Here is a 23333-nt window from a genome sequence, read left to right as displayed (position 1 = left end):
AGTCGCCCCGGTTTACAAAAGGAGACGACTTAAGAATGACGGAAACCACTTTCCGCACAATTGCAATCGTCCTGTACTTCGCAGGAATGCTGGCCATCGGCTGGTTCGCGTACCGCAAGACCAAGAACAGCCTCGACGACTACATGCTGGCAGGCCGCGGACTGCGCCCCAGCGTCGCGGCACTCAGCGCCGGAGCATCTGACATGTCGGGCTGGCTGCTCATGGGTCTGCCGGGAGCGATCTACCTCTCTGGACTGGTCGAAGCCTGGATCGCTGTAGGTCTGACCATCGGGGCCTGGGTGAACTGGAAGTTCGTGGCCCCACGTCTGCGTGCCTTCACCGAGAAGGCCGGTGATTCGATCACCATCCCCAGCTTCTTCGAGCAGCGACTCAAGGACAACACACGTCTGCTGCGCATCGTCTGCGGCATCATCATCCTGGTGTTCTTCACCTTCTACGTGTCCTCCGGGATGGTTGCGGCAGGCAAGTTCTTTGAGTCGAGCTTCGGTCTGAACTATATGGCCGGGATGCTCATCGTCGCGGCCATCACCATGGTCTACACCCTGTTCGGCGGGTTCCTCGGTGCCACGCTCACCGACGTGGCCCAGGGGCTGCTGATGTTCGCCGCCCTGATCGCTGTGCCGATCGTTGCCGTCTTCAACGCAGGCGGTCCCTCAACCGTGATGTCCAACGTCAAGGACATCGATCCCAGCCTGCTCAGTCTCTTCGGCAGCGGACCGTTCTGGGCCGGAGGCACCTACCTCGCTGTGATCTCAGCTCTGGCCTGGGGTCTCGGCTACTTCGGTCAGCCGCACATCATCGTCCGGTTCATGGCCCTGCGGACACCGGCAGATGCCAAGGTCGCTCGCCGCATCGGTGTGGGCTGGATGGGAATCTCGGCCCTCGGTGCCATTGCCACTGCGATCGTTGGAATCTCCTACTTCTCCGATCATGCCGATATGAAGCCGACCGACCCGGAGACAGTGTTCCTGGACCTCGCGCAGATCCTGTTCCACCCGTTCATCGCGGGACTCGTGTTGGCCGCGGTGCTGGCAGCGATCATGTCGACGATCTCCTCGCAGCTCGTCGTCACCTCCTCGGCGCTCATCGAGGATCTCTACAAGATCGTTGCTCTGCGCACGGGTTCGAAGCGCACGCTGCAGGACAAGACCTATGTCCTACTCGGACGTCTCGGCATTCTCGTCGTCGCGTTCATCGCGGTGCTCCTGGCGATCTCGCCGTCGAACAGCATCCTCGACCTGGTGGCCTTCGCGTGGGCCGGATTCGGGGCGTCGTTCGGACCGGTTGTCCTGTTGACCCTCTTCTGGAAGAAGCTCAGCAATTGGGGCGCACTCTTCGGACTCATCTCGGGTGCGGCAGTCGCGTTCATCTGGGGACAGTTGGGTACCCCGTTGACCGAGCAGATCTACGAGATCATCCCCGGCTTCGCCGTCAACCTCGTTGTGGCGATCGTGGTCAGCAAGTTCACGTACAAGCCCAATGCGGACACCGACCGGGAATTCGACGAGTCTGTCGAGCTTTCCCGCGTGAAGTGACGATGCGGCAGTTCGCCTGACGAGTACCTGCTCATCGGGCGCACTTGCCCCGTCGCCATCACTACGCCCTACACTCAGCGGCTATTCCTCCACCAGCAACGGGAGGAATAGCCGCTAAGTGGTTCCTGCCCCACTCCGGGTGCGACATGCTGCTGCCGGTAGGTGTTACGCGCTCATTCCTACGGAGGGCGATAGCTCCCCCGCTACGCAACCACTCCCCTGTGAATACACTTCAGGCGGGCACCCATCGGGTGCCCGCCTGAGATGTTGCGACGAAGGAGCCTTACTTGGTCTCTTCGGTGCTTTCCTCGGTTGCCTCTTCAGCGACCTCGTCGGTTGCGGCCGAATCGGCTGCTTCCTCGGTGGTCTCTGCAGGAGCCTCTTCGACGACCTCTGCGGGTTCGTTCTTCGCAGCGGCGGTCTCGGTGGCCTGCTCGGCTTCCTTCACAGTTGCCTGCTTAGGCGAGTAGGGCTCGAGAACGAGTTCGATGACGGCCATGGGCGCGTTGTCACCGGCGCGAGGGCCGATCTTGGTGATACGTGTGTATCCACCGGGACGCTCGGCCATGGTTTCGGCGATCGAGGTGAAGAGCTCGTGCACGATCGACTTGTCGCCGATCTTGCCGAGCACGCGACGACGGGCAGCGAGGTCGCCCTTCTTCGCAGCGGTGATCATGCGCTCCGCAACCGGACGCAGGCGCTTGGCCTTGGTCACGGTCGTGGTGATCTTCTTGTGCTCGAACAGGGCCGCAGCCATGTTGTTGAGCATCATGCGCTCGTGTGTTGGGGAACCTCCGAGACGAGGACCCTTGGTTGGGGTTGGCATAGTGTCTTACTCCTAGGTCTTAATCAGTACTGTTCGTCTTCGACGTAGGACTGGTCCTCATCAACGAGACCGGCTTCGAACCCGGCGGGACTGTCCTTGAGGCTCAGGCCCAGCTCGTTGAGCTTGGCCTTCACTTCGTCGATCGACTTCGAACCAAAGTTGCGGATATCCATCAGATCGGCTTCGCTGCGAGCAACGAGTTCGCCGACCGTGTGGATGCCTTCGCGCTTGAGGCAGTTGTAGGAGCGCACGGTCAGGTCGAGATCTTCGATGGCCAGAGCCAGATCAGCAGCCAGGGCTGCGTCAACCGGCGATGGGCCGATCTCGATGCCTTCGGCTTCGACGTTGAGTTCCCGAGCCAGGCCGAAGAGCTCGACCAGTGTCTTGCCCGCAGATGCGATGGCATCGCGCGGGGTCATCGACGGCTTGGTCTCAATGTCGAGCACCAGGCGGTCAAAGTCGGTGCGCTGCTCAACACGAGTAGCCTCGACCTTGTAGGTGACCTTGAGAACCGGCGAGTAGATCGAGTCAACGGGGACCCGACCGATCTCTGCGTCCGCGTTCTTGTTCTGAGCGCTCGAAACGTAACCGCGTCCACGTTCGATGGTCAGTTCCATGTCCAGACGGCCTTCACCATTCAACGTGGCGATATGCAGATCCGGGTTATGGATCTCGACTCCGGCAGGAGCAGAGACATCGGCGGCAGTCACGGTGCCTGGGCCCTGCTTGCGCAGGTAGGCAACGACAGGTTCGTCGAATTCCGAGGACACGACCAGGGACTTCAAGTTGAGGATGAACTCAGTGACATCCTCCTTGACTCCTGGAACGGTGCTGAATTCGTGGAGCACTCCGTCAATCCGGATGGATGTGACGGCGGCACCTGGAATCGACGACAGCAGGGTACGACGAAGTGAGTTGCCGAGGGTGTAGCCGAATCCTGGCTCAAGTGGTTCGATGGCGAACCGTGAGCGATTCTCGGAGACGACTTCTTCCGTGAGCGTTGGGCGCTGTGCAATGAGCACGTGGGCTTCCTTTCAGCGAACATCCGCTATATGACGTTCGCACTGCACGTCATGGCCTGAAGCCATGAAGAACGGTTCGGTTTATCTTGGAATCCGTTCTGTGATCGATGCCGGGCTGAGCCCGACATCAATCACAGATCCACGGAAGGATCAGCCGCGGCGGCGCTTGGTGGGACGGCAGCCGTTGAAGGGAACCGGAGTGACATCCTGAATGGTGCCCAGTTCCAGACCGGCGGCCTGCAGCGAACGGATCGCGGTTTCGCGTCCCGAGCCTGGTCCCTTGACGAAGACGTCGACCTTCTTGAGGCCGTGCTCCTGTGCGCGACGGGCAGCGGACTCCGCGGCCATCTGCGCGGCGTAAGGGGTCGACTTGCGCGAACCCTTGAAGCCGACCTCACCTGAGGAGGCCCAGGAGATGACAGCACCGGTCGGATCAGTGATCGACACGATGGTGTTGTTGAACGTTGATTTGATGTGTGCCTGGCCGGCAACGATATTCTTCTTGAGCTTACGGCGAGGCTTGCGCACTGTAGCGGCGCGTGACTTGGGAGGCATGTGTTTTACTCCTGATCGAGGTGGTTGATGCTGGTCAACCGGGTGAGCATGTTACTTCTTCTTACCGGCCACGGTGCGCTTCGGTCCCTTACGGGTACGCGCATTCGTCTTGGTCCGCTGTCCGCGAACCGGGAGACCGCGGCGGTGACGCAGGCCTTCGTAGCTTCCGATCTCCACCTTGCGGCGAATGTCGGCAGCAACCTCACGGCGGAGGTCACCCTCAACCTGGAATGTGCCCTCGATATAGTCACGCAGCTGGACGAGCTCGGCATCGCTCAAGTCCTTCACACGGGTATCAGGGCTGATTCCCGTTTCTGTCAGGGTCTGGCTCGCACGGGTGCGGCCCACACCATAGATGTAAGTCAAGGCGACCTCCACGCGCTTTTCACGCGGGATGTCGACTCCGGCAAGTCGTGCCATAGGTACTATCTCCTGTTGTAGTTCCGGAGGTGCTGATGCAGACCTGTCCCTGGTTTCCCAAGGTCCTCGGCCCCCGACCGAAGGTGTCGCCCTGTCACTGCCTCAGAAGGCGGTGGTGCTGGCGAGGTCTGCGCGGGTGTGGTGCTGCTGAAGCCCCTTGCGGGTGCCTCTATCTGCTCGAAGAGCTGCTCAACCCTGGCGCTGTTTGTGACGCGGGTTGGAGCAGATGACGATGACCCGGCCGTGACGGCGGGTAATCTGGCAATTCTCACAGATCTTCTTGACGCTTGGCTTAACCTTCATGGTTTTTCCTTCTTCCGACCCTTACCCCTGCGCAGGGGCGGGTACGAATGATCGAAGATCCTTACTTGTAGCGGTAAACGATTCGTCCACGCGAGAGGTCGTATGGAGACAGCTCCACGATGACCCGGTCCTCGGGCAGGATTCGAATGTAGTGCTGTCGCATCTTCCCTGAGATATGCGCAAGCACCCTGTGTCCGTTGCTCAGCTCGACCCGGAACGATGCGTTCGGGAGGGCTTCGACAACAGAGCCTTCGATCTCAATGACCCCTTCTTTTTTGGCCATATCGTTCGCTAACCTCGTATTCCCGCGAAAACTTCGCGTTCGACGTAATCGTGTATCGTCGATTTACCCCGACGACCCCATGGTCTGCGTTTCACCCCACCACATGAAAAGTTGCGGATGGCAGATGCCGCCCACAACTGAAAAAGGGTGAGTTGAGTGAGAACAGACCAATCAACAACCCTACACTATCGTCGGATATTCTTCCACACGGTGCTGGATTCCCCGCGCGAACTCCCCTACAATCACCGCCACCATCGCCGAGGCTGGCCCGAGCTCACGTCGTATGCGCGGTGCCGTACCCCGCCCGGATGCTCGCAATGACGGCTACGGCAAGCACGACGAAGCCCATCAGGGTGATCGCGGCGAACCCGCCGATTGCCAGCAGTGGCCCCGACAGAGCCGCCAGCGCGGCAGCCCCGAAATTCATTCCCGCATCGGAGAGTCCTTGGACCGACATGCGATGGGTGGGGTCGATCTCCTTCGTCAGCAGGGTGGATCCGGCGATGAGGCACGCGCTCCATCCGAGTCCCAGAACGAAGAGGGCCACCGACAGCCGCAGGAACGAGGACTCCCCCAGCGCATCGATGAGCCCGAGGACCAGCGACAGCGCGAACAGCGCATGCCCACCGAGGATGACTCGTCCGGCGGAGTACTTGTCGGTGAGGTAGCCGAAGACGGGCGAAAGCCCGTACATGCCGAGGATATGACCGCCGATTGTGATGCCGATCAGTTCGAGGCCGAGCCCATGATGGTCCATGTGCAGCGGCGTCATCACCATGGTCGCGACATGATCATGTGCCCGGTGACGACGCTCAGCAGTCCCATCAGTGCACTCGGGGATCGTCGGATGGCCTGCCAGGTGCCGCCTCGGCGCGGGGAGGTCGAGGAACTGTCCCGGGTGGCGGGGGTGAGCCGGCGCAGGAACAGCACACTGAGCAGGGCGAGACCGAAGCCGGCGATGGCGATGACGAAGGGCCCGGCCAGAGGATCGAGCCCCAGGGCTCGCCCGATGCCGGCACCAGGGCCGGAGAGGTTGGGTCCGATCACGGAGCCGATGGTCGTGGCCCAGATGACGACGGACATGGCGGAGCCCTTGAGGTGGTCGGGAGCGGCATCGGTGGCCGCATAGCGTCCCTGCAGTCCCGCGGCCGTCGCTGCGCCGAAGCAGCCCATGCCGATGAAGAAGGCGATGTCGATGCCAAGGAGGATGGCCGACACGATGAGAATGGCACCGCAGAGGGCGATCGCGTAGGCGCTGGCCAGTGCCAGTCTGCGGCTTCTGCGCTCGGCCAGCTTCGCCAGGGGAACCGCGAGCAGCCCCGCGCCGAGGATGGACGCAGTCTGCGCGAATCCGGCGAGTTCGGTCCGACCGGTCAGACGCTCGGCGAGGATCCCACCGACGGCGAACCCCGTGGCGATGCCGATGCCGGAGAAGAGCTGTGCCAGACTCAGCGCCCACTGGTTGCGCCGGAAGACAGAGTGCGATTGTGCTGGCATCCCGGCCTCCACATCTTCATGGGCTGTCATCGTGGCAGTGGCTCGTGCCGCCGGTTCCACTGTAGTCCGTGACCGTGCATGTCGGAACGGGCGCCACAACGGCTGCCTGCCCTGCTAGCGTGAAAACCGACAGTCGCACACCGGCCATCGAAGGAGCATCACGTGCAGAACCTGGATTCGATCACAGAAGAATCACTCATCGCCAAGGGCGGCCGGAAGTGGTCGAGCTTTCCGGGCAGCCTCGGCGCATTCATCGCCGAAATGGACTTCGGAGTCGCACCGGGTGTGCGTCAGGCACTGCGCGAAGTCGATGAGCGTGACCTCTACGGCTATGCACCGCAGTCGATCGTCTCCGACCTCAAGTCGGCCACCTCGGCGTTCTGTGCCGAACGCTACGGCTGGCAGTTCCCGACCGATCACGTCGAACTGGCCAGCGACGTCATCGCCAGCTTCCTGGGCATCCTCACACACCTGACCCCGGCAGACACCCCGATCGTCCTTCCGACCCCTGCCTACATGCCCTTCTTCGACGTCGCCAAGGTCACCGGGCGCGAGCTCTTCGAGGTGCCGATGATCCGCTCCGAGACCGGCTGGTCCGTCGACCTCGACGCCCTCGACTCGGCCCTGGTGCCGGGTGCCACTCTGGTGCTGTGCAATCCCCACAACCCGATCGGCAAGGTCTACACAGAAGCTGAGCTCTTGGCCCTCGCCGAGGTGGTCGAGCGCAATGGTGCGCGTGTGTTCTCCGATGAGATCCACGCACCCCTCGTCTATGCGCCGGCCCGTCACATCTCCTATGCGAGCCTGAATGAGACCACCGCGGGGCATACCGCCACCGCGACCGCCGCCTCCAAGGCATTCAACATCCCCGGACTCAAATGCGCGCAGCTCATCCTCAGCAGTGAGAAGGACAGAGAGATCTGGGCCGAGAAGGGAAACTTCGTCTCCGGCGCTGCATCGAATCCAGGCATTCTCGCCACCACGGCCGCCTACACCCAGTCCGGAGACTGGCTTGATGAGATCACTGCCTATCTCAAAGGCAATCGCGAACTGCTGACCGATCTGGTCTCCGCTCATCTGCCCAATGCCACATTCCTCCCGCCTGAGGGGACGTACCTGGCCTGGTTGGATCTGCGCGGATACGGTCTCGAGACCGGTCTGTCTCAGCACTTCAACGAACGTGCCCACGTCGCCATCACGGAAGGCCGACTGTGCGGCGAGGTCGGAGAGGGCCATATCCGCTTCAACTTCGCCCTCCCCCGCCCACTCCTGACCGGAGCGATCGAACGCATCGCCTCTGCGCTCTGAGCTGAGGTCGCCGGCGTCTGCCAGCTTGTCTTATCTGTTCGGCAGCCATTCGATGAGGTCGAAGGCCGAACTGGCGCCTGCGCGCTCCAACAGCTGCTGATCGAACCTCAGGTAGTACTCCAGATTGCACCGGTCCATCAGCGTGCGAAAACGCAGAGCCGGCTGATCCGGTCCCACCAGCGCGGGCGGAAGTATCGGATGGGACATGACCGCCTGGGCGACTTGAAAGTAGATGTCGAAGAACTTCACCAGCGACATGTCCGGATGTCCGGCTCCCGGCTGTCTGTCGTTCAGGCTCAAGGCGGCAAGAGCATCCTCGAGGCGTGGCAGCTGCAGAGACGCCGCCTCCAGGTCGAAGGCCCGCGAGGTCATTCGTACGGCTGTCTCCTGGCTCTCGGGCCGTATCGTCGCAAATTCGCACCACCCCGGCTCGGCGACCTCGGGCAGCTGCGCGGAGAGCTCATAAGAGAGATCGGCGAAGGACAGCAGGAGGCCCGGGCGCAGCTGCCGATATCCGAGCATCCTGGCCACATATTGGAACCGGTCGCGCAGCATCCGCGAGGTCTCTGGAATCGAGTACAGGGCAGAATGGAAACAGCCATCGAACGTCGGCGCCTCCCGGTCACCCGCGATGTCCATGAATCCGGAGAGAATGCGTTCGCCTAACCGGTAGACCGTCACCCGACCGACCTTTTCACTGGTCAGAATGCTCCGGTGGACCATCCTCACCAGCTGATTGTGCACGCTTGAGGACGAATAGCCGTGTTCATCGAGGATCCCGACGATGACAGGACCCGGAAGTCCCTGCGCGCGGAGACAGCCGAAAGCAGAGATGACGTCAAAGGCGATCCGGGTCAGGCGATACCGATCGCCCACATCTGCCGAACGTTTCGTGTGATCGTGGACACCCGTCATGACCAGATCCTAACGTGAAATCACAACGATAGTGTTGAGACGGCCGCTGAAATCGGCCCCGAACACAAGGAGCAGCGTCATGGACGACGAGGCATACGAAACGAATCTACGAGTATTTCAGAGGGCACGGACCACCGCGGTCCTGACCGCATCGATCACAGCGTTCATCACCTTTGTGGCCTTCATGATCGCAGGTTTCGACATTCAGGTCACTGCAGCGTGGATGTTCGCGCTGAGCCTCATGTCAGGTTCGGCACTGTTCGTCATCATACACATCGTCACGACGAACGATCTCAAACGAACGCAGCGAACTCCACAACCGTGAACCGAACCATCGGCACGGCTGCCTGGTCGTTCTTCGGACTCAGGAGCCTGCCGGAGGGACTGGTGTGATTCCGAACGGTGCCAGTCCCGCCACTCCCCCATCCTCAGCAGTGAGTACCCAGACTCCCCCATCATGCTTGGCGGCGCTGTGCTCCCAATGGCTCGCACGCGAACCATCCTCTGTCACGACGGTCCAGTCGTCTGCCAGGGTGATGGTCTCGCTGCTGCCGGCTGTGAGCATCGGCTCGATTGCCAGACACATTCCGGATTTGATCTTCGGTCCGTTCGACTTCGCACGATAGTTCAGCACCTCGGGCGGCATGTGCATGGCAGTGCCGATGCCGTGGCCGGTGAATTCCTCCACCAGCCCGAGTTCAGGAGCCTCGCTTGAGACATGATCGTCGATTGCGTCACCGATGTCGCTGACTTTGTTTCCGGCGGCGAACGCGGCGATGCCGACCCACATCGCCTTCTCCGTCGCCCGCGACAGTGCGATATCGGCGCTCGAGCCGGCGGAGTCGCCGCCGACGATCATGGTGAATGCCGAATCCCCATGGAAACCGTCGACGATGGCTCCACCGTCGATCGACACGAGATCCCCGGCCTCGAGGACCCTGTCCCCAGGGATGCCGTGCACGATCTCCTCATTGACGGAGATGCACACGACGGCGGGGAAACCCTGGTAACCCTTGAAATTGGACCGGGCCCCGGCCTCGGTGATGACAGCCTCGGCAGCCGCGTCCACCTCGGCGGTGGTTGCGCCTGGCACAGCCGCCTCACGGGCGGCTTTGAGCACTGCGCTCGTGAGCAGACCGGCCCGGCGCATCGTGACCAGCTGCTCGGGTGACTTCAGCTCGATCCGGGGACCGAAGATCATCGAATGGAGTCGAGGATCCGGTCGGTGATCTCGGCGACTTCGCCGAGGCCGTCCACTTGGCGCAGCAGACCGCGTTCGCGGTAGATGTCGGTCAGCGGCTGCGTCTGCTCGGCGTAGACGTCGAGACGGTGACGGATGACATCCTCGCTGTCGTCACTGCGGCCCTCGGTCTGTGCACGCGCCAGCAGACGAGCGACAACCTCGTCGACGTCTGCAGTGAGTTCGACGACCTGTTCGATCTCGTGGCCCTCAGCAGCGAGGATCCGATCGAGTTCGTCGACCTGTGCGCTGGTACGCGGGTAGCCGTCGAGGAGGAATCCCTCGGCAGCGTCGTCCTGGCCCAGACGATCAGCGACCATGGAGTTCGTCACCTCGTCGGGAACGTACTCTCCGGCGTCCATGTAGCGCTTGGCAAGGTTGCCGAGTTCGGTCTCGCCCTTCACGTTGGCACGGAAGATGTCGCCGGTCGAGATGGCCGGGACGTTCAGCGCCTCAGACAGGCGGGCGGCCTGGGTGCCTTTGCCGGCGCCGGGAGGGCCGATCAGGATGATACGTGAGCTCATAAGGTGTGTGTCCTTCCAATGGATTTCCGCGGGTCGGGAACGGTCAGCGCAGCAGGCCCTCGTAATGACGCTGCTGCATCTGTGCGTCGATCTGCTTGACGGTCTCGAGGCCGACTCCCACCACAATCAGCAGCGAGGTGCCGCCGAACGGGAAGTTCTGGTTCGCGTTGATGAGCACGAGCGCGATCAGTGGGATCAGCGCGATGAAGGCCAGGTAGAGCGAGCCCGGGAAGTTGATACGACTGAGCACGAAGCTCAGGTAGTCGGCTGTGGGTCGTCCGGCACGAATGCCGGGGACGAAGCCGCCGTACTTCTTCATGTTGTCCGCTACTTCCTCCGGGTTGAAGGTGATCGCGACGTAGAAGTATGCGAAGAAGATCGTCAGCAGTGCGTAGGTGGCGATGTAGATCGGGTGGTCCCCGCGTGTGAAGTAGGTGTTGATCCACTCCACCCACTTGCTCTCCGGATCGAAGAACTGCGAGATCAGGCTGGGCAGGTAGAGAACCGAGGATGCGAAGATCACGGGGATCACGCCGGCCATGTTGACCTTGATCGGGATGTAGGTCGAGGTTCCGCCGAACATCCGGCGTCCGACCATGCGCTTGGCGTACTGGACCGGAATGCGTCGCTGGGACTGCTCGACGAAGACGACGAGTGCCACGAGCACGAGTCCGACTGCGATGACGATGAGGAAGATGTCGACACCCTGCTCGCGGAAGATGGCTCCCAGCGAGGAGGGGAACGCCGATGCCACGGAGGTGAAGATGAGCAGCGACATACCGTTGCCGACACCGTGCTCGGTGATCTGCTCGCCGAGCCACATGATGAGGCCGGTGCCTGCCACCAAAGTGACGACGAGGACGGAGATGCCCCACCAGGTGTCATTGGTGATGAGGTCGGTGCAGCCTTCGATCTGGCCGAAGAGGGCACCGGAGCGCACGGTCGCAACCAGTGTGGTGGCGTTGAGCACGGCGAGACCGATGGTGAGGTAGCGCGTGTACTGAGTGAGCTTGGCCTGACCTGAGGCGCCCTCCTTGTGGAGGGACTCGAAACGCGGAATGACCACGCGCAGGAGCTGGACGATGATGCTGGCGGTGATGTAGGGCATGATGCCCAGAGCGAAGATCGACAGCTGCAGCAGTGCGCCGCCGCTGAACAGGTTGATCATTGCGAACCCGCCCTCATTCAGCTGAGGGGATGCCACGCACTCCTGAACCTGGGTGTAGTCGATTCCCGGCGAGGGAATGAACGAACCGAGGCGGAAGATGACAAGAATGCCCAGGGTGAAGAGGAGTTTGTTCCTCAAGTCGGGCGTTCTGAAGGCCCTCCGAATTGCGCCGATCAAGCGTCCTCCTCATTGGGGGATGAAAAAGTCAGGGTCGCAGATACGACCTGGCGAACGAGTCAAATACCTGCAAAAGACTACCAGGGTATGACCGTCAGGCTGAAACCGAGAGGCCCGTTGGGCCGCGGGTAGGGCCCGTTGTCGGCGGACCTGTGTCCTCACCCACTTCTACCGGTTGTGGTGACGGTCCTCAGAGCCGTGAAACAGGGACGACGAAGGGGCGGTCACTTGCGTGACCGCCCCTTCCTGAGAAATCCTCAGACCCGCTGTGCGGGAGTCATTCAGGCTTCGCTGACGCTTCCGCCTGCAGCCTTGATCTTTTCGAGTGCTGAACCCGAGACCTTGTCTGCAGTGATGTTCAGAGCCACGGTGATCTCACCGGTGCCCAGAACCTTCACTGGCTGCTTCGGACGCACGGCGCCCTTGGCCACCAGGTCGGCGACTGTGACGTCGCCGCCCTCTGGGTACAAGGCCGACAGCTTGTCAAGATTGACAACCTGGAACGTCACCTTCGCGGGGTTCTTGAACCCACGCAGCTTAGGCAGACGCATGTGCATCGGAGTCTGTCCACCCTCGAAGCCGTGAGGAACCTGGTAACGGGCACGTGTGCCCTTGGTTCCGCGTCCGGCTGTCTTGCCCTTCGAAGCTTCACCACGACCAACGCGGGTCTTGGAGGTCTTCGCTCCGGGAGCAGGACGGAGATCGTGGACCTTGAGTGAGTCATCGTTCGACATATCAATCCACCTCTTCCACAGTCACGAGGTGACGCACGACGTTGATCATTCCCCGGAGTTCGGGGCGATCTTCGCACACCACCACATCGTCGATCCGCTTCAGTCCAAGCGAACGCAGCGACGCGCGCTGGTTCGGCTTGCCACCGATATCGGACTTGCGCTGGGTTACCTTGAGCTTTGCCATCAGGATTTCCTCTCGCCTTCAGCAGCCGCCCGCAGCAATGCGTGAGGGGCGACCTCGTCCACAGGCAGACCACGGCGTGCCGCAACCTGCTCTGGGCGTTCGAGGCTCTGGAGGGCCTTGATCGCCGCGCGAACGATGTTGATTGCGTTAGCTGATCCCAGCGACTTGGACAGGATGTCCTGAACGCCGGCAGCATCGAGGACCGCACGCACCGGACCACCGGCGATGACGCCGGTACCGGGAGCAGCAGGTCGAAGCATGACGACACCGGCAGCGGTCTCGCCCTGGATCGGGTGCGGAATGGTCTTCTGGATGCGAGGGACGCGGAAGAAGCTCTTCTTCGCCTCCTCGACACCCTTGGCAATGGCTGCAGGAACTTCCTTCGCCTTGCCGTAGCCCATTCCGACCATGCCGTCTCCGTCACCGACGACGACGAGGGCGGTGAAGGAGAACCGACGTCCACCCTTGACGACCTTCGACACGCGGTTGATCGTGACGACGTGCTCGATGAACTGGCTCTTCTCCTCGCGGTCACCGCGACCGCCGCGTCCACGGCCTTCGCCGCGTCCACGACCCTGGCCGCCCTGACCACCCTGACCGCCTTGACCGCGACCACGTGAGGAGCGATCACTGTTGTTATCGGTACGGGTTTCAGCAGCTGGCTGCTGTTCCTTGTTCTCTTCAGTGCTCATAGGGCCAATCCTCCTTCACGTGCACCTTCGGCGATTGCCTGCACACGGCCGTGGTAGGCGTTGCCGCCACGGTCGAATACGACGGCTTCGATGCCGGCTTCCTTGGCGCGCTGGGCTACCAGTTCGCCGACCTTGTGGGCCTTGCCGGTCTTGTCACCTTCGAGTGTGCGAAGGTCGGCTTCCATGGTGGAGGCCGATGCCAAGGTCTTGCCGACGGTGTCGTCGATGACCTGGACAAAGACGTGGCGCGTGGAGCGAGTCACTGACAGGCGAGGACGTTCCGGCGTACCGCTGACATGCTTGCGCAGACGAGCGTGACGACGTTTGCGGGCCGCAGCCCTGCCCTTGCCGTAGCTTTCCTTTTTGCCAAAGGCCATCTCTACTTACCAGCCTTTCCGACCTTGCGACGGACATTTTCTCCGACGTAGCGCACACCCTTGCCCTTGTAAGGCTCAGGCTTGCGCAGCTTACGGATGTTGGCAGCGGTCTCTCCGACCAGCTGCTTGTCGATGCCGTGAACTGCCAGCTTGGTCTGTCCGTCAACCGTGAAGGAGATTCCCTCAGCAGGTTCGACGGTGATCGAGTGGCTGTAGCCCAGAGCGAACTCGAGGTTCGATCCCTTGGCCTGCACGCGGTAACCGGTGCCGACGATCTCGAGAGCCTTCGAGTAGCCATCGGTCACGCCGACGATCATGTTGTTGATCATCGTGCGGGACAGTCCGTGCAGAGAACGCGATTCGCGCTCTTCGTTCGGACGGGCCACTGTCACGACGCCGTCTTCGAGCGATACGGTGATCGGCTCGGCGATGGTGACGGACAGTTCGCCCTTCGGTCCCTTGACGGCGACATCCTGGCCGTCGATCTTGACCTCTACGCCATTAGGGACGGAGATCGGGTTCTTGCCAATACGTGACATATTCTTCTCTCCTTCCTTACCAGACGTAGGCGAGGACTTCCCCACCCACACCCTTCTTGGCGGCCTGGCGATCGGTCAGGAGACCTGACGATGTCGACAGGATGGCGATGCCGAGTCCACCGAGGACCTTGGGCAAGTTGGTCGACTTCGCGTAGACGCGCAGTCCGGGCTTCGACACACGGCGCAGGCCGGCGATCGAACGCTCACGGTTAGGACCGAACTTGAGGTCCATGAGCAGGGTCTTACCGACCTGAGCGTCTTCGACGCTCCAACCGGTGATGTAGCCCTCGCTCTTGAGGATCTCAGCGATGTTGGATTTCAGCTTCGAGAACGGCATGCTGACGTCCTCGTGATAAGCCGAGTTGGCGTTACGCAGACGTGTCAACATGTCTGCGACTGGATCAGTCATTGTCATTTGGGCTCTAGCCCTTCCTCGTCACGGTTTCCGCCCGCGCAGTGCGCGCTTGGACCTGCGACGTAGCGATTATTTGGTCTTGAACGGGAACCCGAGGTGGCGCAGAAGAGCACGTCCCTCGTCGTCGGTGCTCGCTGTAGTCACAACTGTGATATCCATACCTCGGACACGGTCAATCCGGTCCTGGTCGATCTCGTGGAACATGGACTGTTCCGTGAGACCGAAGGTGTAGTTACCGTTCCCGTCGAACTGACGATCCGAGAGGCCGCGGAAGTCGCGGATACGCGGAAGTGCCAGAGAGATGACACGGTCGACGAATTCCCACATACGGGCGCCGCGCATGGTGACGTGGGCTCCAATGGGCTGGCCTTCGCGCAACTTGAACTGGGCGATCGACTTCCTCGCCCGAGTCACGATTGGCTTCTGACCGGTGATCAGAGTCAAATCGTTGATTGCGCCTTCGATCAGCTTCGAATCGCGTGCTGCGTCACCCACACCCATGTTCACGACGACCTTGGTCAGTCCGGGAACCTGCATGGGGTTTGCGTAGTTGAACTCGTCCTGCAGCTTCGCCACGATGTCATCGCGGTAAACCTGCTTGAGGCGTGGCGCTGGACGGCTCGTTGTTGTTTCCGTCATCAGATCTCCTCCCCGGTGCGACGCGAGACGCGGACGCGAACGGTCTTGTTGCGACCATCGCGTTCAACGGTTTCCTCGCGGTATCCGACGCGGGTGGGCTTGTTGTCCTTGGGATCAACGAGCGCCACGTTGGACACGTGGATTGGGGCTTCGTGAGTCTCACGGCCACCGGCAGTGCCGCCGGCCTGAGTCTGCGTTGCCTTCTTGTGCTTGATCACGCGGTTGATGCCCTCAACGAGGACACGGTTGCGTTCCGGGTACACGGCAAGAACCTTGCCCTGCTTCCCACGATCGCCACCACGTGACTGACGGGCGCCTGCAATCACCTGGACGAGGTCGCCCTTCTTGATCTTGAGCTTGTTCGCCATGCTCACAACACCTCCGGTGCCAGGGAGACGATCTTCATGAACTTCTTGTCGCGCAATTCGCGTCCCACGGGTCCGAAGATACGGGTTCCGCGTGGTTCGCCATCAGTCTTGAGAATGACTGCTGCATTCTCATCGAACTTGATGTACGAACCATCGGGACGACGGCGTTCCTTGGCGGTGCGAACGATGACAGCCTTGACGACGTCACCCTTCTTCACGTTTCCACCAGGAATTGCGTCTTTGACGGTTGCCACGATGGTGTCACCGATCGAGGCATAACGCCGACCGGAACCACCCAGAATCCTGATTGCCAGGATCTGCTTGGCACCAGTGTTGTCGGCGACCTTGAGTCGCGACTCTTGCTGAATCACTATTTTCTCCTGTCGTCGCGCCGGTTCTCACACGATTGGATGAGCCTTGCGGAACGGATTAATGACATTTCACCCCGTTCCCGGTAGCCGCCCACGATCTGCTGGAGACCGTGGGCGGGACCGGGTGGGAGGGGTGGCGTCGGCTTACTTGGCGCGTTCGATGATCTCGACGAGCCGCCAGCGCTTCGCGGACGAAACCGGCCGCGTTTCGGACACGAGGACGAGGTCGCCGATTCCAGCGGCGTTCTCCTCATCGTGAACCTTGTACTTCACCGACTGGCGGAGGACCTTGCCGTAGAGGCGGTGCGTCTTGCGCTCCTCAACCTCAACGACGATGGTCTTCTCCATCTTGTCGGAAACAACGTAACCACGCGCAGTCTTGCGGGAGTTACGGTCCGCAGGCGTTGCCTCGGGCTTGGTGGTCTCCGCCATCACTTGTCCTCTTCCTTAGCGTCAGCAGGGTTCGGACGAATGTCCAATTCCCGCTCATTGAGCACGGTGTAGATACGAGCGATGTCGCGACGCACGGCCTTGAGACGACCGTGGCTCTCCAGCTGGCCGGTGGCCGACTGGAAGCGCAGGTTGAACAGCTCGGCCTTGCCCTTCTTGAGCTCCTCGAGCAGACGCTCGTTGTCATAACCGTCAAGTGCGTCCATGGAAAGGTTCTTCGAACCGATTGCCATACTCACTCACCACCTTCGCGGGCCACGATACGGGCCTTGAGCGGAAGCTTGTGGATCGCGAGACGCAGCGCCTCGCGAGCAACTTCCTCGGACACACCGGCGAGTTCAAACATGACCCGACCCGGCTTGACATTGGCGACCCACCACTCCGGCGAACCCTTACCGGAACCCATGCGGGTTTCGGCAGGCTTCTTCGTCAGCGGTCGATCTGGGTAGATGTTGATCCACACCTTGCCACCACGCTTGATGTAACGCGTCATGGCAATACGTGCGGCTTCGATCTGCCGGTTGGTGATGTAGGCAGGCTCAGTGGCCTGGATGCCGTAGTCACCGAAAGACACCTTGGTGCCGCCCTTGGCTGCGCCGCCCCGCTTGGGGTGGTGCTGCTTGCGGTACTTAACCCGACGAGGGATCAGCATGTGTCAGCCCTCCGATCCGGCCTCAGCCGCGGGGGCTTCGGCGTTGTTCTCGGTCTTCGGCGCTGCGTCGTTCCGGCGCGGTGCTGCTGCGCCTTCCTGACCACGACCACGGCCTCCACGGCCGCGCCCACGGCCCTTGGGGCCACGAGCTGCAGGAGCCTTAGCCTGCTCGGCAGCAAGCTCCTTGTCGGTCATATCGCCCTTGTAGATCCACACCTTGACGCCGATGCGCCCGAATGTGGTGTGTGCTTCGTGGAAGCCGTAATCGATGTTCGCGCGGAGGGTGTGCAGAGGCACACGACCTTCACGGTAGAACTCGGAACGGCTCATCTCAGCACCGCCGAGGCGGCCGGAGCACTGCACGCGGATGCCCTTGGCACCTGCGCGCTGAGCGCTCTGGATCGACTTGCGCATAGCGCGGCGGAATGCCACGCGGCTGGCGAGCTGCTCGGCAACTCCCTGAGCCACGAGCTGCGCGTCGATCTCTGCGTTCTTCACCTCAAGGATATTGAGCTGAATCTGCTTGCCGGTGAGCTTTTCGAGCTGGCCGCGGATGCGGTCGGCTTCGGCTCCACGACGTCCAATGACAATGCCCGGGCGGGCAGTGTGGATGTCGACTCGGACACGGTCACGTGTGCGTTCGATGTTCACCTTGGAGATGCCAGCGCGCTCAAGGCCCTTGGTCATCATCTGTCGGATCTTCACATCTTCGAGCACGTAGTCGCTGTAGCGCTGTCCCGGCTTAGTCGAGTCAGCAAACCACTTTGACTTGTGATCCGTGGTGATTCCGAGTCGGAATCCGTTCGGATTGATTTTCTGGCCCATTAACGGTTCCCCTTCCGGCTCTTGCGCTGAGGCAGGTCGTCACCGCTGGCCAGGACCACTGAAACGTGGCTTGTGCGCTTTTCAATGCGAAAAGCGCGACCCTGAGCTCGCGGGCGGAACCGCTTCATGGTTGGTCCCTCGTCCACGAATGCTTCGGAGATGACCAGTTCGTTCTCGTCGAACGCAATGCCCTCCTCGTCGGCCCGGGTACGCGCATTGGCGATACCTGAGGCAACGAGCTTGTAAATCGGATCTGATGCCGACTGTTCTGCAAACTTCAACACTGCAAGTGCTTCGGTCGCCTGCTGACCACGAATGAGGTCGATGACGCGCCGAGCCTTGCGAGGCGTGACGCGCAGGTAACGCGCCTTAGCCTTGGCTTCCATCGCTTCCTTCTCTCTTGTCTAGGATCGTAAGAGTGCCCCGCGTCAGCGGCGGCGACCCTTGCGATCGTCCTTTTCGTGGCCACGGAACGTCCGTGTCTGTGCGAACTCGCCAAGCTTGTGTCCGACCATGGCTTCAGTGATGAAGACTGGAACATGCTTGCGTCCGTCATGTACTGCGATGGTGTGTCCCAGGAAATCCGGGATGATCATCGAGCGACGAGACCATGTCTTAATTACATTTTTAGAGTTCTTCTCGTTCTGACGAGCCACCTTCTGGTACAGGTGTTCATCGACGAAAGGACCCTTTTTGAGGCTACGAGGCATAAGTCAGTACTCCAATCAGCGCTTCTTGCCGGTCCGGCGACGGCGCACGATGTACTTGTCGCTCTCTTTGTTCGGCCGGCGAGTGCGGCCTTCTGACTGACCCCACGGGCTGACTGGGTGACGACCACCCGAAGTACGGCCCTCGCCACCACCATGTGGGTGATCGATCGGGTTCATGACGACACCACGGACGGATGGGCGCTTGCCCTTCCAACGCATGCGGCCTGCTTTACCCCAGCTGATGTTCGACTGCTCGGCATTGCCGACCTCGCCGATCGTCGCACGGCAGCGCGCATCAACGTTGCGGATTTCGCCCGAAGGCATCCGCAGCTGAGCGAACCGGCCGTACTTCGCAACGAGCTGCACGGAAGAACCGGCAGAGCGAGCGATCTTGGCACCGCCGCCTGGACGCATTTCAACTGCGTGCAGAACGGTACCGACTGGGATGTTGCGCAGGGCAAGGTTGTTGCCCGGCTTGATGTCTGCACCCAGACCGGCTTCAACCTGTGCGCCCTGCTTGAGGTTCTGCGGGGCGAGGATGTAGCGCTTTTCGCCATCTGCATAGTGCAGAAGAGCGATCCGCGCAGTGCGGTTCGGGTCATATTCGATGTGTGCGACCTTCGCCGGTACGCCATCTTTGTCATGGCGGCGGAAGTCGATGACACGGTACTGACGCTTGTGGCCGCCGCCCTGATGGCGAGTGGTCACGCGTCCCTGGCTGTTGCGGCCACCGCGCTTAGGCAGTGGGCGCAGAAGTGACTTCTCCGGTGTAGACCGGGTCACTTCGACGAAGTCGGCGACCGATGAGCCACGGCGGCCCGGGGTCGTCGGCTTGTGCTTACGGATTCCCATGAGTCTTGTCCTTCTTTTACGAAGGATCGCTTAGAGCGATCCACCGAAGATGTCGATCGATCCGTCCTTGAGGGCGACAATGGCACGCTTGGTGTCCTTGCGCTTTCCCCAACCGGTGCGAGTGCGGCGGCGCTTTCCCTGACGGTTCAGGGTGTTGACCTTGGCGACCTGCACATTGAAGATCGATTCAATGGCGTTCTTGATCTCAGTTTTGTTCGACCCCTGGTCGACGATGAAGGTGTACTTACCCTCGTCCATCAGGCTGTAGGTCTTTTCCGAGACGACCGGAGCGACGATGATGTCGCGCGGGTCCTTGAAGTTCAGACTCATGATGCGTCCTCCGATTTGCGGTATCCGCCCAGGAACGTCTCCAGCGCTGACTCGGTGAACACGATGTCATCTGCGATCAGCACATCGTATGTGTTGAGCTGATCGGAGGTGAGCACGTGAACGTGAGGCAGGTTGCGAACGCTGCGCTCGGTGAGCTCATCGTCACGGTCGAGCACCACGAGGGTGTTCTTGCGATCGGAGAGGCCAGCCAAGGCGAGCTTCGCCTGCTTGGTCGACGGTGCTTCGCCGGTGATCAGGTTCTTCACAACGAACACCTGATCGAGACGTGCGCGATCTGAGAGCGCGCCGCGCAGAGCAGCTGCCTTCATCTTCTTGGGGGTCCGCTGCGAGTAATCGCGAGGAACCGGCCCGTGCACGACTCCACCACCGTTGTACTGAGGAGCGCGGATCGAACCCTGACGGGCGTTACCGGTTCCCTTCTGACGGTAGGGCTTGCGACCGCCACCGCGTACTTCGGAGCGGGTCTTTGTCTTGTGTGTACCCTGACGGGCTGCTGCCAGCTGAGCGACAACAACCTGGTGAATCAACGGCACATTGGTCTGCACGCCGAAGATCTCGGCAGGCAGCTCAACGGATCCGGTCTTCGCACCAGCGGCATCGACGACGTCGACTGTCTTGACATCAGTCATTACGTTCAGCCCTCCTTAGCGGCCGAGCGAACGAGAACGACTGCACCCTTGGGACCAGGTACGGCACCCTTGATGAGCAGGAAGTTGTTCTCGGTGTCCACGGCGTGGATCGTGAGGTTCTGGGTGGTGTGCTTGACTGCACCCATACGGCCAGCCATGCGCATACCCTTGAACACGCGACCTGGGGTCGCGGCTCCGCCGATCGAACCCGGCTTGCGGTGGTTGCGGTGCTGTCCGTGGGAGGCGCCGACACCATGGAAGCCATGACGCTTCATGACACCGGCGGTTCCCTTACCCTTGGTCTTTGCGGTCACATCGACCTTGATCCCGGCGTCGAACGTGTCGACTCCGAGCTCCTGGCCCAGTGAGTAGTCAGCAGCGTCTGCAGTGCGCAGCTCGACAAGGTGACGACGTGGGGTCACGCCGGCCTTCTCGAAGTGGCCTGCGGTCGGCTTGTTGACCTTACGCGGATCGATCTCGCCGAACGCGATCTGCACTGCAGGGTAACCATCGGTTTCCTCGTTGCGGACCTGCGTCACGACGTTGCTGCCGGCGGCCACTACGGTCACCGGTACGAGATTGTTCTGCTCATCCCAAACCTGGGTCATGCCCAGCTTGGTTCCCAGAAGGCCCTTGACCTTGCGGGTGGTAGGGAGAGCTGATGAACGATTGTTCGCCATGTTTGCCTCCCTTAGAGCTTGATCTCGATGTTGACGTCGTCAGCGAGGTCGAGACGCATCAGCGAATCGACTGCCTTCGGCGTCGGATCGACGATGTCGATCAGACGCTTGTGCGTGCGCATTTCGAAATGCTCACGGCTGTCCTTGTACTTGTGTGGCGAACGGATGACGCAGTAAACGTTCTTCTCCGTTGGCAACGGCACGGGGCCCACAACAGTCGCACCTGCGCGAGTGACGGTGTCCACGATCTTTCGTGCAGCACTGTCAATCACAGCGTGGTCGTACGACTTGAGCCGAATGCGGATCTTCTGTCCCGCCATGGCGTCGTCTCTTTCTTTAGTTACTTCCGGCCATCAACCGACAGTCGATCGAAATCGTCTGTGGTCTGTGCCGGCTGACCATGACCGACCCCCGAGGTCGGGCGTGTCGGCTAATCCTTGCGGAGGATTTTTCAATCCTCGTTCTGGGCCGACGGCGCTTTTACTCATTGGCTGCTCGGTCCGAACCCGCTTTCACGCAGATTCATCGATCCGATAGTGTTCCGGACTGTTCGCGGTATCTCTACCGCAGTGCAGGGGTCAACGTCCAAAACGCAACTTCACTATCTTGTCACATAGCACTTCATCCGCGCAATTCCAGGCATCTGACTTGTGAGGCATTTCATCATCGGGTGCCGGTGTGAGTCAGACACGTCACTCGCCGAGGCGGTCCCCCGTTGTGAATGCACGGAACCCCGGCCCAATGGACCGGGGTTCCGAATCGATCGTTCAGAACCGATGTTCCGAACTCAAGGCCGAAGCCTTAATGATCGATGGTGTATCAGGCGGTGATCTTGGTGACTCGACCAGCGCCGACGGTACGTCCACCCTCGCGGATAGCGAAGCGGAGGCCCTCTTCCATAGCGATCGGCTGGATCAGCTCGACCGACATGTCGGTGTTGTCGCCGGGCATAACCATCTCGGTGCCCTCAGGCAGCGTGATGACGCCGGTGACGTCCGTGGTGCGGAAGTAGAACTGAGGACGGTAGTTCGAGTAGAACGGGTTGTGGCGTCCACCCTCGTCCTTGCTCAGGATGTAGACCTGGCCCTCGAAGTTCGTGTGAGGGGTGATCGAACCCGGCTTCACGATAACCTGTCCGCGCTCAACTTCTTCGCGCTTGGTTCCGCGCAGCAGCAGTCCGACGTTCTCACCCGCACGTGCGTCGGGCAGAGTCTTGCGGAACATCTCGATTGCGGTGACAGTCGTCTTGGACGACTTCTCCTTGATGCCGACGATTTCGATGTCATCGTTGGGCAGGAGGACGCCGCGCTCGACACGACCGGTGACGACGGTTCCACGACCGGTGATCGTGAAGACGTCTTCCACAGGCATGAGGAAGGGCTTGTCGATGTCGCGCTCCGGCTCGGGAACGTTGTCATCGACGGCCTGCATGAGGTCTTCGACGCTCTTGACCCACTTCTCGTCGCCTTCCAGCGCCTTGAGAGCGGAGACAGGAATGACGGGAGCGTTGTCGCCGTCGAAGTCCTGGCTGGAGAGCAGATCGCGAACCTCGAAGTCGACGAGCTCGATGAGCTCCTCGTCATCGACCATGTCGGACTTGTTCAGTGCGACAACGATGTAAGGCACGCCAACCTGACGGGCGAGCAGAACGTGCTCGCGAGTCTGCGGCATCGGACCGTCGGTAGCGGCAACCACGAGGATTGCGCCGTCCATCTGAGCAGCACCGGTAATCATGTTCTTGATGTAGTCGGCGTGACCAGGGGCATCGACGTGAGCGTAGTGACGCTTCTCGGTCTGGTATTCAACGTGCGAGACGTTGATGGTGATGCCGCGCTCCTTCTCCTCAGGTGCGTTATCCACCTGGTCGAAGGCGCGAGCCTCATTGAGATCTGGGTACTTGTCCGCCAGCACCTTGGTGATTGCGGCGGTCAAGGTGGTCTTTCCGTGGTCAACGTGGCCGATGGTGCCAATGTTGACGTGCGGCTTAGTCCTATCGAAACTAGCCTTTGCCACTGGGTTCCTCCTCGTGGTTGGCAAAAGATATGCGGTTCATATCTTAGACCTTTGTTGG

The 23333-nt window shown here is 61.0% G+C and carries 36 protein-coding genes; 3 read left to right on the top strand and 33 right to left on the bottom strand.

Going from position 1 to position 23333, the window contains the following annotated elements; all coding sequences use genetic code 11:
* Positions 1-35 precede the first annotated feature (35 nt).
* A complete protein-coding gene (gene putP, locus PGC08_RS06445; protein WP_271709784.1) occupies positions 36-1556 on the top strand; it encodes a sodium/proline symporter PutP in 1521 nt (506 codons plus the stop codon).
* A 283-nt stretch (positions 1557-1839) separates the two neighbouring features.
* Here putP and rplQ read toward each other — a convergent pair whose 3' ends face one another.
* The 8 genes from rplQ to PGC08_RS06405 all read right to left on the bottom strand — a co-directional run bounded on the left by rplQ (position 1840) and on the right by PGC08_RS06405 (position 6462).
* On the bottom strand, positions 1840-2382 hold the full coding sequence (gene rplQ / locus PGC08_RS06440; protein ID WP_096158460.1) for a 50S ribosomal protein L17: 543 nt from the start codon (positions 2380-2382) through the stop codon (positions 1840-1842).
* A gap of 23 nt (positions 2383-2405) precedes the next feature.
* The gene (locus PGC08_RS06435) at positions 2406-3404 is read right to left on the bottom strand and encodes a DNA-directed RNA polymerase subunit alpha (protein WP_009884957.1); all 999 of its coding nucleotides are present in this window, start codon (positions 3402-3404) and stop codon (positions 2406-2408) included.
* Positions 3405-3554: 150 nt separating this feature from the next.
* A complete protein-coding gene (gene rpsK, locus PGC08_RS06430; protein ID WP_009884958.1) occupies positions 3555-3959 on the bottom strand; it encodes a 30S ribosomal protein S11 in 405 nt (134 codons plus the stop codon).
* Between the two features lie 51 nt (positions 3960-4010).
* Complete coding sequence (gene rpsM, locus PGC08_RS06425) at positions 4011-4379, bottom strand: 30S ribosomal protein S13 (RefSeq protein ID WP_009884959.1); 369 nt, start codon at positions 4377-4379, stop codon at positions 4011-4013.
* 189 nt (positions 4380-4568) lie between these two features.
* Entirely contained in the window at positions 4569-4682 is a 114-nt protein-coding gene (gene rpmJ, locus PGC08_RS06420) for a 50S ribosomal protein L36 (RefSeq protein WP_009884960.1), read from the bottom strand.
* A 61-nt stretch (positions 4683-4743) separates the two neighbouring features.
* Complete coding sequence (gene infA / locus PGC08_RS06415) at positions 4744-4965, bottom strand: translation initiation factor IF-1 (RefSeq protein WP_009884961.1); 222 nt, start codon at positions 4963-4965, stop codon at positions 4744-4746.
* Positions 4966-5239: 274 nt separating this feature from the next.
* Positions 5240-5737 (bottom strand): MFS transporter, encoded by a 498-nt coding sequence (locus tag PGC08_RS06410; protein ID WP_271709783.1) that lies wholly within the window; start codon positions 5735-5737, stop codon positions 5240-5242.
* Positions 5737-6462 (bottom strand): hypothetical protein, encoded by a 726-nt coding sequence (locus PGC08_RS06405; protein WP_271709782.1) that lies wholly within the window; start codon positions 6460-6462, stop codon positions 5737-5739. Before PGC08_RS06405 ends, PGC08_RS06410 begins: the two co-directional genes overlap by 1 nt.
* A gap of 162 nt (positions 6463-6624) precedes the next feature.
* On the opposite strand from PGC08_RS06405, the gene PGC08_RS06400 reads away from it, so the two are divergent.
* Positions 6625-7770, top strand: coding sequence for a MalY/PatB family protein (locus PGC08_RS06400; RefSeq protein ID WP_009884963.1), 1146 nt, complete (start codon positions 6625-6627; stop codon positions 7768-7770).
* 30 nt (positions 7771-7800) lie between these two features.
* Here PGC08_RS06400 and PGC08_RS06395 read toward each other — a convergent pair whose 3' ends face one another.
* Positions 7801-8685: a PaaX family transcriptional regulator gene (locus tag PGC08_RS06395; RefSeq protein WP_096158459.1), complete on the bottom strand. Its 885-nt coding sequence runs from the start codon at positions 8683-8685 to the stop codon at positions 7801-7803.
* A gap of 79 nt (positions 8686-8764) precedes the next feature.
* Here PGC08_RS06395 and PGC08_RS06390 point away from each other — a divergent pair, with 79 nt between their 5' ends.
* Entirely contained in the window at positions 8765-9010 is a 246-nt protein-coding gene (locus tag PGC08_RS06390) for a hypothetical protein (RefSeq protein WP_009884965.1), read from the top strand.
* Between the two features lie 39 nt (positions 9011-9049).
* On the opposite strand, the gene map is transcribed toward PGC08_RS06390, so the two are convergent.
* From map to tuf, 24 genes are all read right to left on the bottom strand, one after another.
* Positions 9050-9886 carry a type I methionyl aminopeptidase gene (gene map / locus PGC08_RS06385; protein WP_271709781.1) on the bottom strand — a complete coding sequence of 279 codons (837 nt, stop codon included), beginning with the start codon at positions 9884-9886 and terminating at the stop codon, positions 9050-9052.
* On the bottom strand, positions 9883-10449 hold the full coding sequence (locus tag PGC08_RS06380) for an adenylate kinase (RefSeq protein WP_096161018.1): 567 nt from the start codon (positions 10447-10449) through the stop codon (positions 9883-9885). The genes map and PGC08_RS06380 overlap by 4 nt, the downstream gene beginning before the upstream one ends.
* 43 nt (positions 10450-10492) lie before the next feature.
* Positions 10493-11794, bottom strand: coding sequence for a preprotein translocase subunit SecY (gene secY / locus PGC08_RS06375; RefSeq protein WP_101557429.1), 1302 nt, complete (start codon positions 11792-11794; stop codon positions 10493-10495).
* Positions 11795-12075: 281 nt separating this feature from the next.
* Positions 12076-12528: a 50S ribosomal protein L15 gene (rplO, locus tag PGC08_RS06370; RefSeq protein ID WP_009884969.1), complete on the bottom strand. Its 453-nt coding sequence runs from the start codon at positions 12526-12528 to the stop codon at positions 12076-12078.
* Position 12529: 1 nt separating this feature from the next.
* Positions 12530-12712, bottom strand: coding sequence for a 50S ribosomal protein L30 (gene rpmD / locus PGC08_RS06365; RefSeq protein WP_009884970.1), 183 nt, complete (start codon positions 12710-12712; stop codon positions 12530-12532).
* Complete coding sequence (rpsE, locus tag PGC08_RS06360) at positions 12712-13404, bottom strand: 30S ribosomal protein S5 (RefSeq protein WP_069599776.1); 693 nt, start codon at positions 13402-13404, stop codon at positions 12712-12714. The genes rpmD and rpsE overlap by 1 nt, the downstream gene beginning before the upstream one ends.
* The gene (gene rplR, locus PGC08_RS06355; protein WP_009883554.1) at positions 13401-13781 is read right to left on the bottom strand and encodes a 50S ribosomal protein L18; all 381 of its coding nucleotides are present in this window, start codon (positions 13779-13781) and stop codon (positions 13401-13403) included. The genes rpsE and rplR overlap by 4 nt, the downstream gene beginning before the upstream one ends.
* 2 nt (positions 13782-13783) lie before the next feature.
* A complete protein-coding gene (rplF, locus tag PGC08_RS06350; protein WP_009883555.1) occupies positions 13784-14320 on the bottom strand; it encodes a 50S ribosomal protein L6 in 537 nt (178 codons plus the stop codon).
* A 16-nt stretch (positions 14321-14336) separates the two neighbouring features.
* On the bottom strand, positions 14337-14735 hold the full coding sequence (gene rpsH / locus PGC08_RS06345) for a 30S ribosomal protein S8 (RefSeq protein ID WP_009883556.1): 399 nt from the start codon (positions 14733-14735) through the stop codon (positions 14337-14339).
* Positions 14736-14804: 69 nt separating this feature from the next.
* Positions 14805-15374: a 50S ribosomal protein L5 gene (gene rplE / locus PGC08_RS06340; protein WP_009883557.1), complete on the bottom strand. Its 570-nt coding sequence runs from the start codon at positions 15372-15374 to the stop codon at positions 14805-14807.
* Positions 15374-15742 (bottom strand): 50S ribosomal protein L24, encoded by a 369-nt coding sequence (gene rplX / locus PGC08_RS06335; RefSeq protein ID WP_009883558.1) that lies wholly within the window; start codon positions 15740-15742, stop codon positions 15374-15376. The genes rplE and rplX overlap by 1 nt, the downstream gene beginning before the upstream one ends.
* Positions 15743-15744: 2 nt before the next feature.
* On the bottom strand, positions 15745-16113 hold the full coding sequence (rplN, locus tag PGC08_RS06330) for a 50S ribosomal protein L14 (protein WP_009883559.1): 369 nt from the start codon (positions 16111-16113) through the stop codon (positions 15745-15747).
* Between the two features lie 144 nt (positions 16114-16257).
* On the bottom strand, positions 16258-16545 hold the full coding sequence (gene rpsQ, locus PGC08_RS06325; protein WP_009883560.1) for a 30S ribosomal protein S17: 288 nt from the start codon (positions 16543-16545) through the stop codon (positions 16258-16260).
* Entirely contained in the window at positions 16545-16796 is a 252-nt protein-coding gene (gene rpmC, locus PGC08_RS06320; RefSeq protein ID WP_271710045.1) for a 50S ribosomal protein L29, read from the bottom strand. The genes rpsQ and rpmC overlap by 1 nt, the downstream gene beginning before the upstream one ends.
* 2 nt (positions 16797-16798) lie before the next feature.
* Positions 16799-17215, bottom strand: a complete 417-nt coding sequence (gene rplP, locus PGC08_RS06315) for a 50S ribosomal protein L16 (protein WP_009883562.1) — start codon at positions 17213-17215, stop codon at positions 16799-16801.
* Positions 17216-17218: 3 nt separating this feature from the next.
* A complete protein-coding gene (gene rpsC / locus PGC08_RS06310) occupies positions 17219-18040 on the bottom strand; it encodes a 30S ribosomal protein S3 (RefSeq protein ID WP_009883563.1) in 822 nt (273 codons plus the stop codon).
* Positions 18040-18426 (bottom strand): 50S ribosomal protein L22, encoded by a 387-nt coding sequence (gene rplV, locus PGC08_RS06305; RefSeq protein ID WP_009883564.1) that lies wholly within the window; start codon positions 18424-18426, stop codon positions 18040-18042. The genes rpsC and rplV overlap by 1 nt, the downstream gene beginning before the upstream one ends.
* 42 nt (positions 18427-18468) lie before the next feature.
* Positions 18469-18750 (bottom strand): 30S ribosomal protein S19, encoded by a 282-nt coding sequence (gene rpsS, locus PGC08_RS06300; RefSeq protein ID WP_009883565.1) that lies wholly within the window; start codon positions 18748-18750, stop codon positions 18469-18471.
* Positions 18751-18765: 15 nt separating this feature from the next.
* Positions 18766-19602, bottom strand: coding sequence for a 50S ribosomal protein L2 (gene rplB / locus PGC08_RS06295; protein WP_009883566.1), 837 nt, complete (start codon positions 19600-19602; stop codon positions 18766-18768).
* A gap of 30 nt (positions 19603-19632) precedes the next feature.
* On the bottom strand, positions 19633-19932 hold the full coding sequence (gene rplW, locus PGC08_RS06290) for a 50S ribosomal protein L23 (protein ID WP_009883567.1): 300 nt from the start codon (positions 19930-19932) through the stop codon (positions 19633-19635).
* Positions 19929-20582 (bottom strand): 50S ribosomal protein L4, encoded by a 654-nt coding sequence (gene rplD, locus PGC08_RS06285; RefSeq protein WP_009883568.1) that lies wholly within the window; start codon positions 20580-20582, stop codon positions 19929-19931. The genes rplW and rplD overlap by 4 nt, the downstream gene beginning before the upstream one ends.
* Positions 20583-20587: 5 nt before the next feature.
* The gene (gene rplC / locus PGC08_RS06280; protein WP_069599775.1) at positions 20588-21262 is read right to left on the bottom strand and encodes a 50S ribosomal protein L3; all 675 of its coding nucleotides are present in this window, start codon (positions 21260-21262) and stop codon (positions 20588-20590) included.
* An 11-nt stretch (positions 21263-21273) separates the two neighbouring features.
* Complete coding sequence (rpsJ, locus tag PGC08_RS06275) at positions 21274-21582, bottom strand: 30S ribosomal protein S10 (RefSeq protein WP_009379191.1); 309 nt, start codon at positions 21580-21582, stop codon at positions 21274-21276.
* Positions 21583-22081: 499 nt separating this feature from the next.
* Positions 22082-23275 (bottom strand): elongation factor Tu, encoded by a 1194-nt coding sequence (tuf, locus tag PGC08_RS06270; protein WP_101639271.1) that lies wholly within the window; start codon positions 23273-23275, stop codon positions 22082-22084.
* Positions 23276-23333: the final 58 nt, after the last annotated feature.

This window comes from Brevibacterium sp. BDJS002 (genome assembly GCF_028201555.1).
Lineage (GTDB): Bacteria > Actinomycetota > Actinomycetes > Actinomycetales > Brevibacteriaceae > Brevibacterium > Brevibacterium aurantiacum.
Note: the sequence above shows the minus strand (reverse complement) of the source record. Positions and strands in the feature narration are given on the sequence as shown.